The sequence below is a fragment of the Pistricoccus aurantiacus genome (assembly GCF_007954585.1).
Taxonomy (GTDB): domain Bacteria; phylum Pseudomonadota; class Gammaproteobacteria; order Pseudomonadales; family Halomonadaceae; genus Pistricoccus; species Pistricoccus aurantiacus.
Genome location: NZ_CP042382.1, coordinates 1,176,836 through 1,192,214 on the forward strand (window position 1 = coordinate 1,176,836; position 15,379 = coordinate 1,192,214).

The following is a 15,379-nucleotide window of genomic DNA, read 5'->3' on the forward strand; positions in this document are numbered from 1 at the left end:
GTGCAGAAGGCAGCGGTTCGTGATGCTTCCGTCCTATCCGGTGCATTGATTCAACTGAACCAGGAGTGACTATGGCCAGCGCTGAGCCCCGCGTAGGGCAGCTACGCAGTCGAATCGAGATGACCCTGCACACCTACCCAGCCGTACTGGTCTGGCATGGCCGCGGGGTCGAGAGCGGGAAACCGCAGGTCGTGGGGCTGAAGCAGTTTCTGTTCCTGGCCGGGCGCATTCATCAGGCGGCAGCCAAGGACGATCCCTATGCGGATGAATGGCTGCTGAGGCTGGAAAACAAGCTTGATGAGACCCGACAGGCGCTGCATCAGCTCAAACAGCGCGTGAGCACCGTGCTCAAGACCATTCCCGAAGGATTGGATGTCAGTCGCAACGTCAGCCAGCAGCCGTTCGTGACGCCCGTCTTCACCGGTGGCCAGATGGGATGGCAGGCCGTGATGCTGCTGATGGAGTACGACGGCATCGTGCGCGACGTGCTGTTGGCCCATCACATCGGACTGTTGGGCAACAAGCAGCGGGGTTCCATGATCCGCGATCAGGGCGGGCATGCCATGCGCTCGCTCTGCTATGCCCCGGTCAAGTTTCCTGGGTTCAGCGGTGCCTCGCGCGATGACTTCGCGGCCAACAATGCCAAGGCACGAGCGGCCAGGGAGAAGTTCGGAGAGCTGCCGCAGGATATTCTGGAAGGGACGCGCCGCAGTGAGTTCGCCCCCTCGATACGACGCGAAGGCACCGAGGCAACCTCAGTGCCGGAGGAGCAGAAACTCGAAGGCGCGGACCTGGACGACGATCAGCTGATGCCCCAGCCGGGTGAAACCAAGGAGAATGAGTGATGCCGGGGGCATCACTTTGAGGGGATGGGCGTTGGCAGTGCCAACACTTCGAGCAGGGTGGATGGGGTGTTTCCACTGTAAACACTTCGAGCAGGGTGGATGGGGTGTTTACACTGTAAACACTTCGAGCAGGGTGGATGGGGCAGCCAACTCAGGACATCAATACAGGACGGGGCCGTAAGCGCGATGAATGCACTGGAACAGCGTCAGGACTTTGCACTGAATCAGTACGCAAAGGGCCTTTTAAAACCCTTTAAGGGTAAGGGGGAGATCCTTCGTTTCCGGGATGAACTGGACGATGAGTGTCGACGGATGTGGCAAGAGGCGGCGGACTTTGCCAACCGGTACAACCGAACCGTGGTTCAGGTGGGGCTATGGCTCAAGGCTCACAACAACAGTGGAGGGCGCGTGCGTGCCGTGCAGTGGCGAGACAAGGCCCAGACCCAGATGGGACGGCGTCTACTCGAAGCCGTCTTGCGGTACGGCGATGTTTCCCAGGGCATGAAGCGTCAGTTGGTCGAGATCGAAACCGAGCGGGTCATCTTCAATGCCAAGATTGCTGCCGCCACGCGTCAAGTGGATCGACTGAACCGCGTGCTCAGGGACCTGGATGAGATCGAGGCAATGCTGTGATGTAAATCAGCTGAGAAGAGTATAGCGAATTCAAGACCGGAGGTTGTCGTGAAAATTCAGCAGTGGTGGAAGGGCTGTTTAATGAGTATGGGGTTGGTTGGTCTGACACTGAACCTACTCGCTCAGTCCTTGTGGTTCACACCCACCGTGTTGCTCCTCTACGGGGACATAGCCGCCCTGATGATCCTTACGGGAGGCCTGTGCATTTGGATGGGTGAGAGAATCCGCACAGAACTACGCCATAGAGCATCGTCACCGTTTGGTTGGAAGGTATGGCAACTGGTGGCATTGATCGGCCACATGGTGATCTGGCCATCCATGTTGGCGGGCTACTGGGTGTTCCTGTCGCAAGTGCGCCTCTTGATGCCAGATACAGGTCTATTGGGTCTTCTGGCTCAGGGTTCCTTCTGGATCATCACAGCTGGAGTGGTGTTGCTAACCATTTATGCATTTTGGTTGTTGGTTCTCGGGTGTCATTTATTGCTTGAGCTGCTCCAGCATCCCGGGGATCACCATCATGCCCACCAGAAACGCAATAATTCCCAAGGCTAGCCATATGATTCCCGAACTTTTCATGCCACTCCCTCTCCGGTCATTCATTTGTGTTGAGTAAATAATACTCACGAGATTCTCACCTGCTATCTGGAGTGTCAACGATGGACGGCTACGCTCGCTTCAATGCTCAAGTTCCTCGATCTCTACTTCAGCGGTTCCATGCGGCTTGCGAATCGCGTGAGGATGCCGCTTCACACGTCGTGCGGGAATTCATGCGTCGTTACGTGGCTGAGTGGGAGGAGGAAGTCAGGCGAGACCAGACTGACCCTGAACTACTGCAACGAATCGCCCAGCTGGAATCCCTCATGCAGCGTGCCGGTATCGAAATCGATAGTTCCAACCAGTAACCCTGAACATCGAGTTTAACGTTTCCCGCTGACTCCCCTTCCCTCGAATAGCGACAGTGTCAGGGCATCCATTCGATTCAGGAGATTCACATGAGCACGCATTTCATGGGCGAGGGGAACATCGGTACCGATCCCGAGTGCAAGTTGCTGCCGGCCAACGGCAATCAACCACCCCGAGGGGTCATGCGATTGAACGTTCGTTTCGACAACCCGGTGCCCACCGACAAGGGCACCGTCGATCGTGGCGGATTCTGGGCCAACGTCGAGATCTGGCACCGCGATGTCGAGCTCTGGTCACGGCTCTATCAGAAAGGCATGCGGGTCATGGTGTCGGGGCGAATGGTGCTCGACGAGTGGAAGGATCGCGAAACCGGCGAGGACCGATCGCAGTTCAAGGTCCAGGCGGTGCGAATCGGCATGTTGCCTTACCGCGTTTCCCAGGTCGTGCTCGATGCCGGGCAGAGTGGTCAGCCGGCATCTGCCCAGCCGACACCCGAGTCGGCTCAACGAGGTGCTTACTCCAAGGCCGCCGGACCGGAGGGTGAGTGGGACAACCCGGTAGGCGCGAATCAGGGGTGAGGCTCAGGAGGGGATAATGGATCCCAATTTGATAGACCAGGATGCCGGGCGACCGATAGCAGAAGAGACGTCGCTGGCCACGCTCAGGCCATCCGCCAGGGTGGTCATTCCATCCGTCGCGTGGTGGCTGTCGATTGCGCTGGGGGTAACCGGGTTGGCTCTGACCGTCGTATTCAATCGCCCGGGGCTGGTTCAACGGGTCGAGGATTCCGTCGGCGCTGCCCTGCCCGAATTCGGATGGGTCTGGTTGCTGGGTGGGGTGTGGTTGGCAAGTCTCGCTTTTCCGCTGTATCAGCTGCTGGTACTCAAGACGACCACCTATCACCTGACCAGTCAGCGCCTTGAATACACCCGAGGGATTCTGAATCGTCGTCGTGATCAGATAGAGCTGGCGAGGATTCGGGATCTCACCACGAGCCGTACCTTGATGAATCGACTCCTGGGCATCGGGACGGTGATCCTGGATACCGTGGATCGCTCTCATCCTGTGTTTCGGATCGAGGCGCAGCGTGATGTCTATGCGCTCAGCGATTGGCTGCATCAGTTGAATGTCGAGGAGCGAACACGTCTCGGCTACCGCGAGTACGAGGGGACTCAGGGCGTGTGATCCAACACGCCTCCTTGGGTACGCATTTCTTTCAGAGGGCAAGAGCATGCAACGCACTACTCCGATCATTCTTGGTATTGGCCTGTTAACCATGGCGCTATTGGCCGGCTGCGCAGCGCAGGATCATTACTACACGGACGGCGTCTGCGTGACGTGCATCAACAATCCGATCACTGGCGAGCCCTTAAACTATGACCCGGACGAGACACCGCAGCAGGTGGCGACCAATGCCCAGGGCGAGACGGTCGATACCAAGAGCCTTGGCAGCCAGAGCGGCTCGATCGACATCGACTCGCCCGTTGATGTCGACACGGCTTACGCGCGGATCAAGCCGGCCATGGGCTTCCGTTCGCCCGATGACTTCGAGAAGGGCAACACCATGTCAAAGTGGAAGATGGGCGACTCGGCATGGAAGCACCAAGTCACGCCAGGCGCGTATTACAACCTGGGAGACTACGGGAGTCAGGTGGTAGGTGGTACACGACACTCCATCCTGCAGCGCGTTCAGATCCAGAAGGATGGGGCAGGTTCGCGTATTCACTACAGCTGGGCACCGGCAGGCCCGGTGGTTTACGACGGCGGCGCCATGGAGGCTGCTATCAAGCAGCGCCTTGAGGCAGCGCTACGGTGACGCGGCATGATCTGCTTTATCACTGATTTTTTACGGGAAGGGGAGCCTGACATTTTAAGCTCGGTCAAACATGAAACTTTGGTCATTCGCAGCCTGGAAGGCCGGTTGATTGAGCTGATAGCACCCCCGCCCGCTGGCTGGTCGCATGCCGCCCTGGAGAAGCAGGCGGCTCGCCTAGCTCCCAGAACACGGATGGGGGCGGATGCCTACCTGGGGGCTTCGTGGGTCGGCGGGACAGAAGTGTAGGCACGGCAGTGCCAGCGGTGAGGTTCGCGAAATCATTGATTTCGGCATTACGGTTTCCCCTATGTCCAGGCCAGGAGCCGCGACATGCTGCTCTCACTCGTTGATGGGGGGGTAAACATGCGTTTATTTCTTTGCGAAAAGCCTTCTCAGGCTCGCGACATTGGCAAGGCGCTGGGGGCGACGCGCCGAGCCGAAGGGTTCCTGCAGGGTGATGGGGTTGCTGTGACCTGGGCGTTTGGTCATCTCCTCGAGCAGGCCGAGCCTGACGCCTATGATCCAGCGCTCAAGCGCTGGTCGCTGGAGTCGCTCCCGATTCGCCCGGCGCAGTGGAAAAATGTCGTGCGCAAGGATGCCGCCAAGCAGTTCAAGGTGATCCAGGGCTTGCTGAAACAGTGCGGCGAAGTGGTGGTGTCGACCGATGCCGACCGCGAGGGCGAGATGATTGGTCGCGAGATCCTCGATGCCTGTAGCTATCAGGGACGCGTGTCTCGGCTGTGGCTCTCGGCGCTGGATGAGGCGTCGATTCGCAAGGCGCTTGATAATATTCGTCCCGGTGAGTCGACCTACCCGTTGTATCAGGCCGGACTCGGCCGCAGTCGGGCGGACTGGCTGGTCGGCATGAACCTGACGCGGGCGTTCTCGCTGCTGGCTCGGCAGCAGGGCCATGAGGGCGTGCTGTCGGTGGGGCGCGTCCAGACGCCAACGTTGGCCCTGGTAGTGCGGCGTGATCAGGAGATCGCCAGCTTTGTGCCCAAGCCGTTTTGGGACGTACTGGTCAACCTCCAGGCGCAGGGGGGACAATTTCAGGCCAAGTGGCTGCCGGCCAACGATGCCTGGCTCGATGAAGAGGGGCGCTGCATCAACCGCGACGCAGCCCAGGCGGTCGCGGCGCAGGGGCAAGGCGGACAAGCCAGTGTCGTGTCGGTGGACACCAAGCGCAAGCGGGAGGCGCCGCCGCTGGTGATGGATCTCGGCACGCTGCAGCAGGAGTGCTCGCGCCGGTTCGGTTTCGGGGCGCAGCAGGTGCTCGACATCGCGCAGTCGCTGTATGAAACGCACAAGGCAACAACCTACCCTCGCACTGACTGCCGCTACCTGCCGACGTCGATGCTTTCCGAGGTTGAGGTGGTGGTGAAGGCGCTCCTGCAGTCGGATGGCGCGCTCTCACCGGTGATCGAGCAGCTGGATAAGTCGCTCCAGAGCCGCGTGTGGAGCGACAGCAAGATCACGGCCCACCACGGGATCATTCCCACCACATCACCCTGTCAGCTCGATCGGATGAATGACGATGAGCGTCAGGTCTACGACCTCATCCGCCGGCACTATCTGGCGCAGTTTCTGCCAGCGCATGAGTATGATCAGACGGACGTGCGGCTCGATCTCGCCGGCGAAACGTTCGCGGCGTCGGGTCGCCAGGTGCGGGTTGAGGGGTGGAAAACCCTGTTTCCTCGAGGGAAGGGCAAAGGGCGGGACGACAGTGACGCCGACGAGGACGACGCCACGGGATCGCAGGCGCTTCCGCCTCTGCGTCAGGGGGAAACCTGCGCCGTGGTCGATCTCAGGGTGAAGGATCGCCAGACACAGCCCCCGAAGCCATTCACCGAAGGCACGTTGATCTCGGCGATGAAGAACGCGGCCCGTTTCGTGACCGATGAGCGGTTGAAGGCGCGGCTGCGCGAGAGTGCCGGCATCGGCACCGAGGCGACGCGTGCCGGTATCATCGAAACGCTGCTGCGCCGCGATTTCATTTGCAAGAAGGGGCGCACGATCGTGTCGACCCCGCTGGGACAGGGATTGATCGCGGCGCTTCCGCCCCAGGTCAGCAATCCGGGCATGACGGCGCTGTGGGAGCAGGCGCTGGATCAGGTCGCCGAGGGCACGATGACGCTGGACGATTTCATGCAGCGACAGCATGTGCTGCTGGACAAGCTGATTGGCCTGGCGCTTCAGCAACCCCGGATGAATCTTCCCGAAACACCCAGCGAAGCCTGTCCGCTGTGTCAGGCGAAGATGCGCAAGCGCAAAGGTGCGAATGGTCCTTTCTGGGGCTGCAGTCGCTATCCTGACTGCGAGGGAACCAAGCCGATTGGCAAGAAAAAGACACCGGCGCGCAAGGGTGGCAGTACAGGTGCGAAACGCAAGCGTGTGCAGGAGGGGCGCTCATGATCGAGGCAAGCGAGTCCTTTCCGGCAGTCTATGTTCAAGGCACCGGCAGTGAGCCGAACGCCTTCGACAAGGATATGACCGAACCAGAGATCGCCTGGGTCGTTGATGAATGGCTCCAGTCACAATGTTGGGAGACCTATCCCGAAGTTGTTCTCGATACCTTCCCTGGGCGTCCCGATTTGATCGCTGAGCGGCGCGGCATCTGTCAGGTCATCGAATGCAAGCGGTCATTCAGTCTTGGCGTCGTGGAGCAGGCGGCACGTTGGCGTACATATTCACGGCCAGAACAATCGGGCATGCCTCACCTTATCTGGGTGGCCTGTCGACGCGCCAACTATCGACCCAATGAATTGCTTTGGTGGCTGGTACGTGAGTTCGGGATCGGCATCATGGAAATCGACAAACAACCCGCCGTAGAGCTTCGCGATGGGAATGAAGTGGAAAAGAATCCCCAGCGCTACACGATCTATCGCCGAAGGTCACCGCGAATCCAGCCCGGATCGCGTCGCACTGCCAAAACGTTGATGCGTCAGCTCAACCCGGACATGCGCATTGCTCAACCTGGATCAAAGGGCGGAGATACCCAGTACATGACGCCGTTCAAGCGCACTATGGCCATGGTTGATGCTTTTCTCCGCGCGGCGCCGGACACCGAACGACACATTGAGCACATCATTGAGCATCTCAATGAGAATGGTGGTCATCACTACGGTTCAGATCGCAGTGCCATGTCTGCGATTCCTCCGCAACTTGATCGCCTGGGTTATCCGCGAACGCGGGAATGGGGCTGCTGGTTCAGGAGTAAAGCGTAAATGAGCGATATGCCGATCGAGCCACAGGACTTCTGCGGCGGTGTGAAGGTCGTTGACTTCGGCGATTTGCGGGTCGCACGTGGGTTGACGCGGCGCCCTGTCGCGTCGTGCCGCCACCTGCATCTCGTCTACGATAACAATGAGCGCCGCGTTTGGTGTGAAGACTGCGAGAGCGAAGTCGAACCGTTCGACGCTTTCAAAGCGGTATGTGAAAACATCGACAGCGCCACCAACCGACTCAAGCGTCGCGAGCAGGAGGTCAAGGAGGCGGAGCAGTTCGCTACGCGCAGTCGGGCGGTAAAAGCGCTCGACAAGGCATGGCGCAGCCATCATCAAGCGCCCATGTGTCCGCATTGCCGGGAGGCTCTGTTACCCGAAGACTTTTCCAGCGGTGCAATGACAACAGGTCGCGAGCTTGCCAGGGCTGCGCGGAGACGATGATGAAGCGCAGGCACGATGCCTACCTTGCCATCGCGGCGGTACTGCCCGATAATAACGACCATACCCCGTTGCCAACTGGCGGTTATCAGTTGGTCCCTTTGGACTCTCCATGAGTCCGATCCCAACGCGCGAACACCTGGCGAAAACGCGCACCCCCTGCAAAGTCTCTTTGCACTGCATTGGCATGCTGGGTTCCAGGTTCCTTGTGTTTCAGGTCGACCGGTCGTCGACCACCTTCCTTCTTTCAATGCGTTCGACCGGCCAGTCAGGCATCCCGCAAGGGTGCCTCGCTGGCCGGTTGAACTGTGCTTCATTTCTGCGGTGCCCGCCGCCTGACCCCTGGGCTCCCTTTGTGCGGGGATCCGCGCACAACCCTACTGGTCCAGCGCCATGACACGGGACCGGATGCAACAGCAGAGTCGAACGCATGGTTACGAGGGCATGTTGGTCGATGGCTGGCATAATGGCTCACTGTTACTTTGCTGCCCGTACCGGTATCCGGTAGCTGACTTGACGCGCGGTTTTGGTCCTCAATCCCAAGGCGAGGCGGTAAGGCAACTTGCGGCCCCGTCTTGAGATTGATGATCGACGTTAGAGCTATTGGGGTTGACGCCGCGATCAAGTGGCGCAATCCTCTCAGTGTGAGACGTTGGCTGTTGACGGTAACAACAGCGCCTTTTGCCTTGCGAGGCAGTTCCCGAAGCCGTAACGCATCCCGAGAGACGGCGCTCAAGCGAGCTGGATGCCCCTTCCGAATTACGGCCTTGTGCCGCCCTACCCATCCGGGGGAAACACTTCCCCTGTGGGGATGGTGTATCTCCCGGTTTTTGATTGACTCAATCCAGGAGACACATCATGTCTAACGCTACTGACACTCAATTCTTTGACTTGCACATCTCAGGCCTGGGCTATGTCAACCGGATCCGCCAGGTCACGCCCAAGCGTGGCGATGCCTTCTGGGCATGCGATATATCCGCGTTGAATGGTCCTGCTAATGATGTGGAATATCGCCGCTTCGACTGTCGCGTCAGCGGCCGGGAAGCGGAGAAGCTGGTCAAGAAATTTGCCGCCACCGTGGCCGATCGCAAGGAGAAAGGCGCTAACGAGCCCAGGATCCTCATCGGCTTCAAGCTCGGCGACCTGTACCCCGATCTGTTCACGCGGACGAGGGGGGAACGAGCCGGCGAGACTGCCGTCAGCCTCAAGGCGCGGCTGCTCTTCATTAACTGGGTCAAGGTGGATGGCGAAAAAGTCTACGAAGCGCCCCGGCGCGAAGAAACTTTTTCTGCCACCGCGGCCCAGGAGGATGAAGCACCGTCCCAAGAGGTGGATCAGGAGACGCCTGCTCCTGGCTCCGCTTTCAGCGGTGGCTCGGTTGGCGCTGCTGAAGCCGTGGTCTGACTCCACGCCAATCACCACACCCCAAGAGGCTAGCTTCTTGGGGTGTGGTTCCATCTATCCCACCCTCAGAGCCGCTGAGAAAGGAGAGGGACATGAAGGATTTGTCTATCAGGCTCGCCGAGCTTGCGGCGCAGCGTGAGTCCAAGGATGAAGGGTTTGCACAGCGCCTTGAGTCACTCAACCGCCTGGTTGAGGTAGCGCAGAACCACAGCGGGCAGTCTCATCACTGTCGGCGCATCTTGCTGGCCGTCTACAACAGTGATGAATGGCCGCTTGATCTGACCCGGCTGCGCTGTCTGGATGCAGACCTTCAGCGTGCCGCCCTGGGCGTCATCGAATGGGCGGTTTACACCAGTCGCGAGCTGCATGAGTACCTGCCCGAAGGCGATGCCATCATGAAGCGTTTTTGGGCTATCGAGCGGGAGTGAGCTCTCGCCACTCAACCTGCTGTCTTCTTGAGCAGCAATTTTATACCCCACCCGGGAGAGTCATTCCCGATGGGATGTCTCTCCCTCGAATCTGGAGAGACACCATGGGCTGGACTATTCCCCACTCAATGAACTCCCGCGATCAGCTGGTTGAATGGCTCCTACGCGAGCAGAACAACCCTGGTCACTGCGAGATCATCGACCACTCCCGACGCGGCAACGTGCTCTATACCGTGTTTCGGCACCTACCCAAGCAGTACCGATTCATCGTCGTGTTCCTGCTCGAGGGGCCTACGCCGGCATCGCGCCGCGCGGGTGACTGCTCCTGGGGTTACAGGGACATGGATGAATCGATGGGGCCTTTCGTCTACGACTGCCCCGAGCGCCTGCTGCGTCAGTCCGACCTTCAGGACGATCAAGCCGTCGAATGGCGGGAACACTGCCGGCGTCAGCGCCGGGAGCGTGCCGCGCGGCGAAAGCTGGCGTCCGAGTGTCGAGCCGGCGATCGTCTTCAGCTGAAGGCGGGGTGTGATCGTGACGGTCAACCCACAGCGACAGTGGTGTTCGTGAGAGCACACACGGCCACTTTCTTCATCGGCAAGGATACGGACGGCAAGCCCTGGCGTTATCGCTGGAGCAGCGTCGTGATCGATACCCCGTTAAAAGCGTCCTCCAGGGACGCCGCCTGACGGAATTAACGTTTCTTCTCCCAACCGGGGCCATGCCCCGAGGGGATGGCTCCGTCAACTCTTTGGAGCCGTCTCATGAACGACAATATGAACTATTGGCTGGCCGACGTGGACGTTGATGTCATCCTGGCCGCCCTGCGCCTGCTGCAACGAATGTCTCAACGGGACATTCCTGACGCGATCCTGGAGATCGCGGGCGACAGTCTGGAAGCCGTCGACATCGATCGCTTATGCGAGCGATTGAACCTGGATGGGCAGGCTGACGCCCAGGATCCGCGTGACGTATTGATCCAACGCATTCGAGCGGAGCTATCGCGCCCCGAATGGGACGCGGATACAGCGGCAAACTTGGCAACGGCCCTAGTAGATGCAGGATGGCCGCCGTTCTTGTCGGAACACGAAGGGTGGTACCTGGATGTGGTCGATGGCGCCTATGCCGTGGTGCTTAAAGACGATGGGCCTTTCCGGTCAGATATCGAGGCCGTTGTTGCCATTGCTCGACAATTCGCTGCGGGCAGCCGCTGGCACGGCCAGGTACTGGAGACCTTCGGCATGACGGCTTGCGGTCAGGGTTCGCCCCTGTACACGTCGCTTTGCAGCTACTTTCGATGATTCACCCAAACGCCCCGCCGGGGCGTTTTTTCATGACCGTCGAAAGAGGGTCGAGTGCAATTAACATTTCCTGTCGCCGCGCACGGCGGACTTCGGCACGGTAAGTCGATAGTGATTCTTCAGGTTCCCGCGCGAGGCCCAACGCGATGCACGCATTCAAGAAACCCCGACTTGTTCCCTTAGCTTTTCTGGTTGCACTCATCGCCGGGTGCGCCCATCAGCCGCCGCAGCCAAGTGAGAGCGAGCAGTTGGCTGCCGAATACCCCCATGCCGATCAGATGACCGTGGCCAGCACGCGGTTGACACCGAGCTCGAAGGTGGTCGCCGTGGGGCTGGATCAGCCGCGTCATGACGTTGAGCCGGATGTCTATCGCGATCGTGATATCTCGCGCATTGAAGTGATGCGCGGCGATCGCTATGCCCTGGTATCGGCCAATGCCACGCTGCAGCAGCGCAATCTGCTCGAGCAGACCGTCAGGGTCTCGATTCCTGCCTCAATGAATCCGACCGTCGAGGACGGGTTGCGCTACATCCTTCAGCACACCGGATACAGCCTCTGCCGCCCTCAAGGGGAGCCACAACGGCTGCTTTACAGTCGCCCGCTGCCGGCGGCGCATTTTCGTCTGGGACCGATGCCGCTGCGTGAAGCTCTCCAGGTGATGGCCAGCCGTGCCTTTGAAGTACAGGCCGACCCCATCGCTCGCACCATTTGCTATCAGGTGCGCGATCAACGCCTGGTAGGGGAGTGATTCACCATGGATGAGCACAACAAGGCTCAAACACACGAGCATGAGCACGAACAGGACCGCGTCGATCCTGAGCGAGAGGCGCCGCTGAATGAGGCGCCGGGCGATGCACCCGATGACGAGCGCGGTGAGGAGCAGCGAGAGTCGAGGCGTCGGAGAGTTCCACGTTTGGTGCTGGTGGGGCTGGGCTTGGCCGGCGTGATGGTCGTGCTTGTACTCGGGCTGATGAGTCGGGCTGGCGATGAAACCGATACTCCTACGCTTGAAGCCCAGGTCCGGCAACAGCAACAAGCCCTTGATCAGCTACGTGCCCAGCTAGATGAGCTGCAGCAGCAGGATGACGAGGTGGTTATCGAAGCGCGGGGTATGGCGTCGGGCCTCGACAGGCGCCTTGATGAGCTGTCTGCGTCGGTTGACGTGCGATTTAGTGCGGTTCAGGAGAAGCAGGAGGCGCTTGAAAAAGCGATCGAGGAAGGGCGTCGTCCCGAAGCCACTCAAGGTGAGGCTGCCACTAAAGAGAAAGGGGCTGAGTCTGAAACTGGATCTGAGTCGGAGTCTGAATCTGTCCCCGATGCCCTACCTTCGTTCGACGCTGATCCGATCCGACACCTGACCCAGAATTTGTCAGCACCCAAGCCTGGCGCAGAGGGCGAGGGTGAATCAAAGCCAGAGCCCGATTCCAAGTCCGACTCCGAGGCCGATACCAAGCCCGAGAAGGTGGTAGCTGAGTCGGCACCTGAGCCGGAGTCCAAACCTCAACCCAAGCCCAGGCGTCGGTATACGCCGCCCTCTCCGCCGTTCACGGTGTCCGGCCTTGAGATACGCGGTGGCAATCGCTTTGTGGCGGTCATGTTCGGTGAGGGACGGCGCTTGAGCGACCTGCGCCTCGTCGGTGAAGGGCAGAGCGTGGGCGGTTGGCGCCTGTCGTCGATCTACGGCCACTCCGCCACGTTTATCGTCAACGGCAAGTCCGTTGACGTGTCGATTCCTTGAGGAGGCTCCCATGACACATTGCAGACTAGGCGGCGTGCTTGCACTGACGATGCTCGTTACCGCTCCTGCCTGGGGGCAGATACCGTCTCCCGGCGTGGTGAATGGCATCAGCGAGCTGGAGCAGCAGATTCAAGACACCCGCACCGATCAGACGCGGGTTGAGCAAAGCCGCCGGCAAGCCGCCGACGCCTGGGGGCTGAGCGAGCAGGAATACCGGCGCTTCGAGTCGCTCATGGAGGGGCCGCGTGGCACCTGGTCGCCCAATCTGGATCCGCTGACCGCGCTCGGCATCGAGGCGCGCTCGGACGCCGAACGTCAGAAATACGCCGAGCTGATGGTCGAAACCGAGCGCGAGCGCGTCGAGGCCGAACTGGCCTTCCAGCGGGCCTACGACGCCGCCTGGCAGCGGCTCTATCCCAATGCCATGCCGGTCAATGCGTTCAGTACCAAGGGGGGCGCCGACGCTAGCCAGTCGGTTTTCGGCAACAATTCCAGGGCGTCATCGCAGCGTCTGAACGTGGTCGTGGCTATCGAGGGTTGTGACTCGTGCGATGCCACGGTGAAGCGTCTGTTGGGTGCCGGTGCCGCCATGGATATCTGGGTCGTCGATTCTAGCGGCGATGACAGCCGGATCCGTCGTTGGGCGGCGAAGCTCGGGGTCTCACCCGACCGGGTTCGCGCCGGTGATATCACCCTCAATCATGGTGGCGCGATCAATGTGGATAGTGCCGATCTGCCGCGCGTCGCGCCGAGGGGTGGATAACTATGGGGCCGAAGACAAAAATCACCTCGGTCTATGTTGGTGCGCGGCGGTCGGTTTCATCGACCGAGCACTTTCTCTATCTGGATGAGCGAATCGACCACTTTTACGTCGAGTTTTATGGATGGCCCTCCCGAGAGATCATCGGGTATGCCGAATATCAGTTTGTATGCCATGAAGAGACGAAGTCTATGTCCCCCATGCTGCACGCACTGACGAAATTATTGCCGGCAGATGCTCGATGCCCCTGCCCAATAATTCCGTTGACAGCTGTTTTATACCGCTCGCGGGAAGTTCTCGAATCGCCTTCAACATTCTCTCCTTCATTTCCTGAGGCAGCGTTTTCGACTTTTCAGTCCGGGAAAGGAGAAGAGAGCGGAGGGTCTCCTCATGGAACTTGACCGTGACCACGCCCAGAGTCGCGCTGAGTCCGCCGTCATCGCTGAGAATATTTTGTTCGGCATTTCATCCCGAAAGTGGCTGATAGTGCGAAACGTTTTCTGGGTCGCATGTCTGGCGTTAACGCTGGTGTGGGGGGCGCCTGCTGTTGCGAACCCTGGAGCAGACATTCCGTCAGCCTATGTGGTGGCCGCCGAGGACAATGGCATTCCGCCCGAAGTGCTGTATGCCGTGGTCATGACCGAGTCGCAGATGTCCTTGGGGCATGCCGTGCGGCCTTGGCCATGGACCCTGAATGTGGGCGGCAAAGGCTATCGCTATGACACGCGTGGCGATGCCTGCACGGCGCTGCGCTCGTTCCTGCAGCAAACACGCGTGGTGGATGTTGGCATCGCTCAGATGAACGTGCGCTGGCAGACCCAGGTATTCGGTCCAGGGAAGCGGTTTTCCGACCCCTGTGCGGGACTGGACCCCTACGCGAACCTCGACGAAGCCGCGAAGGTGATTCGACAGCACTACGAGGCGTCCGGTGATTGGGTGATCGCAGCAGGGCGCTACCATCGACCTGCCGGAGGCAAGCCCGCTCAGCGCTATCGCGCAAGCGTAAGCCGTCAGCTGGCCCGTCTAGGGGATTCGCCGTCGCTGGGCTCGCGCTCGCCGGCGTTGATGGCCGCCAGGCAGGCGGCTGAGCCGCGTCTCGCATCGACCACAACGGCCTCATCGGTCAGCTCCACTCCTGTCGCGCCGAGCGAACACTCAGCCGTCACCTGGGTGACACCATCCCCTCGAGCGCCCGATGCCGACGTCACCAACGTCACCTGGGTAACGCCGACGCCAAAACCTCGCCGGTGGATGGCTGAAATCGCTGTTGCCAGCCGCTGATTCTCGACCAGGAGCGTATTCATGAGTCATGTAACCCGTTACTCCCTCAGCATGATGACCGGGTGCCTGATGTTGGCTTTGGTCCCGCTCGCTCAAGCACAGCTCTCTGCTCAGCGTCCGCCGGGCTTGCCGACATTGAGCGTGGTCGCCGATCACGGCGGTGAGCCGGCGCGACCCTATTTCGTGGCCATCAATGGCGCCGGCGTCGATGAGCAGGAAGGGTACTCACCGCAGGTGGGGGCACAATATCCGACGCAGCGCCATGGCGAGCAGGACATGCTGCCACTGGAAAGCGATCGGCTGACGCCGGGGCGTGTCGAGTCGCGGTCGATTGAGCTGCCTGGCGGCTTCACGCCGATCTTCCTGATCGGTGATGACGATTTATCCCATCAGTGGCTCGTCCAGCGCGGCGATATTTTGCGCGAGATGAACGCCGTGGGCCTGGTGGTTCAGGTGCAGGACATAGCGTCCCTGAAGGCACTTCGCGCCGAAACACAGGGGCTGGAATTGCGGCCCGTCTCAGGTGACGGCCTGGCTGACCGTCTGGGCCTGCAACACTATCCCGTGCTGATCAGTCGGCGCGGCATCGAGCAGTAGGAGAACGCCA

Annotated in this window: 19 protein-coding genes; all 19 read left to right on the plus strand. The window is 60.1% G+C overall.

The features are described 5' to 3' along the window. The first annotated feature begins 71 nt into the window (after positions 1–71). A complete protein-coding gene (locus tag FGL86_RS05670) occupies positions 72–845 on the plus strand; it encodes a PFL_4669 family integrating conjugative element protein (RefSeq protein ID WP_147183678.1) in 774 nt (257 codons plus the stop codon). Positions 846–1,031: 186 nt separating this feature from the next. Next, positions 1,032–1,478: a DUF3158 family protein gene (locus tag FGL86_RS05675; protein ID WP_186764477.1), complete on the plus strand. Its 447-nt coding sequence runs from the start codon at positions 1,032–1,034 to the stop codon at positions 1,476–1,478. 48 nt (positions 1,479–1,526) lie between these two features. Further along, a complete protein-coding gene (locus FGL86_RS05680; RefSeq protein ID WP_147183680.1) occupies positions 1,527–2,030 on the plus strand; it encodes a hypothetical protein in 504 nt (167 codons plus the stop codon). A gap of 104 nt (positions 2,031–2,134) precedes the next feature. Continuing rightward, positions 2,135–2,380 carry a hypothetical protein gene (locus FGL86_RS05685; RefSeq protein WP_147183681.1) on the plus strand — a complete coding sequence of 82 codons (246 nt, stop codon included), beginning with the start codon at positions 2,135–2,137 and terminating at the stop codon, positions 2,378–2,380. Positions 2,381–2,470: 90 nt separating this feature from the next. Further along, on the plus strand, positions 2,471–2,959 hold the full coding sequence (locus FGL86_RS05690; protein WP_147183682.1) for a single-stranded DNA-binding protein: 489 nt from the start codon (positions 2,471–2,473) through the stop codon (positions 2,957–2,959). Between the two features lie 16 nt (positions 2,960–2,975). Continuing rightward, positions 2,976–3,566 (plus strand): PH domain-containing protein, encoded by a 591-nt coding sequence (locus FGL86_RS05695; RefSeq protein WP_147183683.1) that lies wholly within the window; start codon positions 2,976–2,978, stop codon positions 3,564–3,566. A gap of 46 nt (positions 3,567–3,612) precedes the next feature. Continuing rightward, positions 3,613–4,197 carry a hypothetical protein gene (locus FGL86_RS05700; RefSeq protein WP_147183684.1) on the plus strand — a complete coding sequence of 195 codons (585 nt, stop codon included), beginning with the start codon at positions 3,613–3,615 and terminating at the stop codon, positions 4,195–4,197. 330 nt (positions 4,198–4,527) lie between these two features. Next, the gene (locus tag FGL86_RS05710; RefSeq protein WP_246131737.1) at positions 4,528–6,609 is read left to right on the plus strand and encodes a DNA topoisomerase III; all 2,082 of its coding nucleotides are present in this window, start codon (positions 4,528–4,530) and stop codon (positions 6,607–6,609) included. Further along, complete coding sequence (locus FGL86_RS05715; RefSeq protein ID WP_147183686.1) at positions 6,606–7,421, plus strand: hypothetical protein; 816 nt, start codon at positions 6,606–6,608, stop codon at positions 7,419–7,421. Before FGL86_RS05710 ends, FGL86_RS05715 begins: the two co-directional genes overlap by 4 nt. Then, entirely contained in the window at positions 7,422–7,862 is a 441-nt protein-coding gene (locus tag FGL86_RS05720; protein WP_147183687.1) for a hypothetical protein, read from the plus strand. Between the two features lie 855 nt (positions 7,863–8,717). Beyond that, the gene (locus FGL86_RS05725) at positions 8,718–9,263 is read left to right on the plus strand and encodes an STY4534 family ICE replication protein (RefSeq protein ID WP_147183688.1); all 546 of its coding nucleotides are present in this window, start codon (positions 8,718–8,720) and stop codon (positions 9,261–9,263) included. A 92-nt stretch (positions 9,264–9,355) separates the two neighbouring features. Beyond that, positions 9,356–9,691: a DUF7673 family protein gene (locus tag FGL86_RS05730; RefSeq protein ID WP_147183689.1), complete on the plus strand. Its 336-nt coding sequence runs from the start codon at positions 9,356–9,358 to the stop codon at positions 9,689–9,691. 104 nt (positions 9,692–9,795) lie between these two features. Further along, the gene (locus tag FGL86_RS05735) at positions 9,796–10,380 is read left to right on the plus strand and encodes a DUF6927 domain-containing protein (RefSeq protein WP_147183690.1); all 585 of its coding nucleotides are present in this window, start codon (positions 9,796–9,798) and stop codon (positions 10,378–10,380) included. 75 nt (positions 10,381–10,455) lie between these two features. Further along, positions 10,456–10,992, plus strand: coding sequence for a hypothetical protein (locus FGL86_RS05740; RefSeq protein ID WP_147183691.1), 537 nt, complete (start codon positions 10,456–10,458; stop codon positions 10,990–10,992). 248 nt (positions 10,993–11,240) lie between these two features. Then, on the plus strand, positions 11,241–11,741 hold the full coding sequence (gene pilL2 / locus FGL86_RS05745; RefSeq protein ID WP_186764478.1) for a PFGI-1 class ICE element type IV pilus protein PilL2: 501 nt from the start codon (positions 11,241–11,243) through the stop codon (positions 11,739–11,741). Positions 11,742–11,747: 6 nt separating this feature from the next. Further along, positions 11,748–12,731: a hypothetical protein gene (locus tag FGL86_RS05750; protein WP_147183693.1), complete on the plus strand. Its 984-nt coding sequence runs from the start codon at positions 11,748–11,750 to the stop codon at positions 12,729–12,731. Positions 12,732–12,741: 10 nt separating this feature from the next. Continuing rightward, positions 12,742–13,494 (plus strand): TIGR03759 family integrating conjugative element protein, encoded by a 753-nt coding sequence (locus FGL86_RS05755; protein ID WP_147183694.1) that lies wholly within the window; start codon positions 12,742–12,744, stop codon positions 13,492–13,494. 387 nt (positions 13,495–13,881) lie between these two features. Then, positions 13,882–14,772: a lysozyme family protein gene (locus FGL86_RS05760; protein ID WP_186764479.1), complete on the plus strand. Its 891-nt coding sequence runs from the start codon at positions 13,882–13,884 to the stop codon at positions 14,770–14,772. A 69-nt stretch (positions 14,773–14,841) separates the two neighbouring features. Beyond that, the gene (locus FGL86_RS05765) at positions 14,842–15,369 is read left to right on the plus strand and encodes an integrating conjugative element protein (protein ID WP_147183695.1); all 528 of its coding nucleotides are present in this window, start codon (positions 14,842–14,844) and stop codon (positions 15,367–15,369) included. Positions 15,370–15,379 lie beyond the last annotated feature (10 nt).

Bases quoted from the DNA above. Each gene is read 5' to 3' on its own strand.
- FGL86_RS05765 (WP_147183695.1), top strand. From the start codon at position 14,842: ATGTTGGCTTTGGTCCCGCTCGCTCAAGCACAGCTCTCTGCTCAGCGT.
- FGL86_RS05715 (WP_147183686.1), top strand. From the start codon at position 6,606: ATGATCGAGGCAAGCGAGTCCTTTCCGGCAGTCTATGTTCAAGGCACC.
- FGL86_RS05755 (WP_147183694.1), top strand. From the start codon at position 12,742: ATGACACATTGCAGACTAGGCGGCGTGCTTGCACTGACGATGCTCGTT.
- FGL86_RS05670 (WP_147183678.1), top strand. From the start codon at position 72: ATGGCCAGCGCTGAGCCCCGCGTAGGGCAGCTACGCAGTCGAATCGAG.
- FGL86_RS05740 (WP_147183691.1), top strand. From the start codon at position 10,456: ATGAACGACAATATGAACTATTGGCTGGCCGACGTGGACGTTGATGTC.
- FGL86_RS05730 (WP_147183689.1), top strand. From the start codon at position 9,356: ATGAAGGATTTGTCTATCAGGCTCGCCGAGCTTGCGGCGCAGCGTGAG.
- FGL86_RS05760 (WP_186764479.1), top strand. From the start codon at position 13,882: ATGGAACTTGACCGTGACCACGCCCAGAGTCGCGCTGAGTCCGCCGTC.
- FGL86_RS05700 (WP_147183684.1), top strand. From the start codon at position 3,613: ATGCAACGCACTACTCCGATCATTCTTGGTATTGGCCTGTTAACCATG.
- FGL86_RS05750 (WP_147183693.1), top strand. From the start codon at position 11,748: ATGGATGAGCACAACAAGGCTCAAACACACGAGCATGAGCACGAACAG.
- FGL86_RS05690 (WP_147183682.1), top strand. From the start codon at position 2,471: ATGAGCACGCATTTCATGGGCGAGGGGAACATCGGTACCGATCCCGAG.
- FGL86_RS05695 (WP_147183683.1), top strand. From the start codon at position 2,976: ATGGATCCCAATTTGATAGACCAGGATGCCGGGCGACCGATAGCAGAA.
- FGL86_RS05685 (WP_147183681.1), top strand. From the start codon at position 2,135: ATGGACGGCTACGCTCGCTTCAATGCTCAAGTTCCTCGATCTCTACTT.
- FGL86_RS05735 (WP_147183690.1), top strand. From the start codon at position 9,796: ATGGGCTGGACTATTCCCCACTCAATGAACTCCCGCGATCAGCTGGTT.
- FGL86_RS05710 (WP_246131737.1), top strand. From the start codon at position 4,528: ATGCTGCTCTCACTCGTTGATGGGGGGGTAAACATGCGTTTATTTCTT.
- FGL86_RS05675 (WP_186764477.1), top strand. From the start codon at position 1,032: ATGAATGCACTGGAACAGCGTCAGGACTTTGCACTGAATCAGTACGCA.
- FGL86_RS05720 (WP_147183687.1), top strand. From the start codon at position 7,422: ATGAGCGATATGCCGATCGAGCCACAGGACTTCTGCGGCGGTGTGAAG.
- FGL86_RS05725 (WP_147183688.1), top strand. From the start codon at position 8,718: ATGTCTAACGCTACTGACACTCAATTCTTTGACTTGCACATCTCAGGC.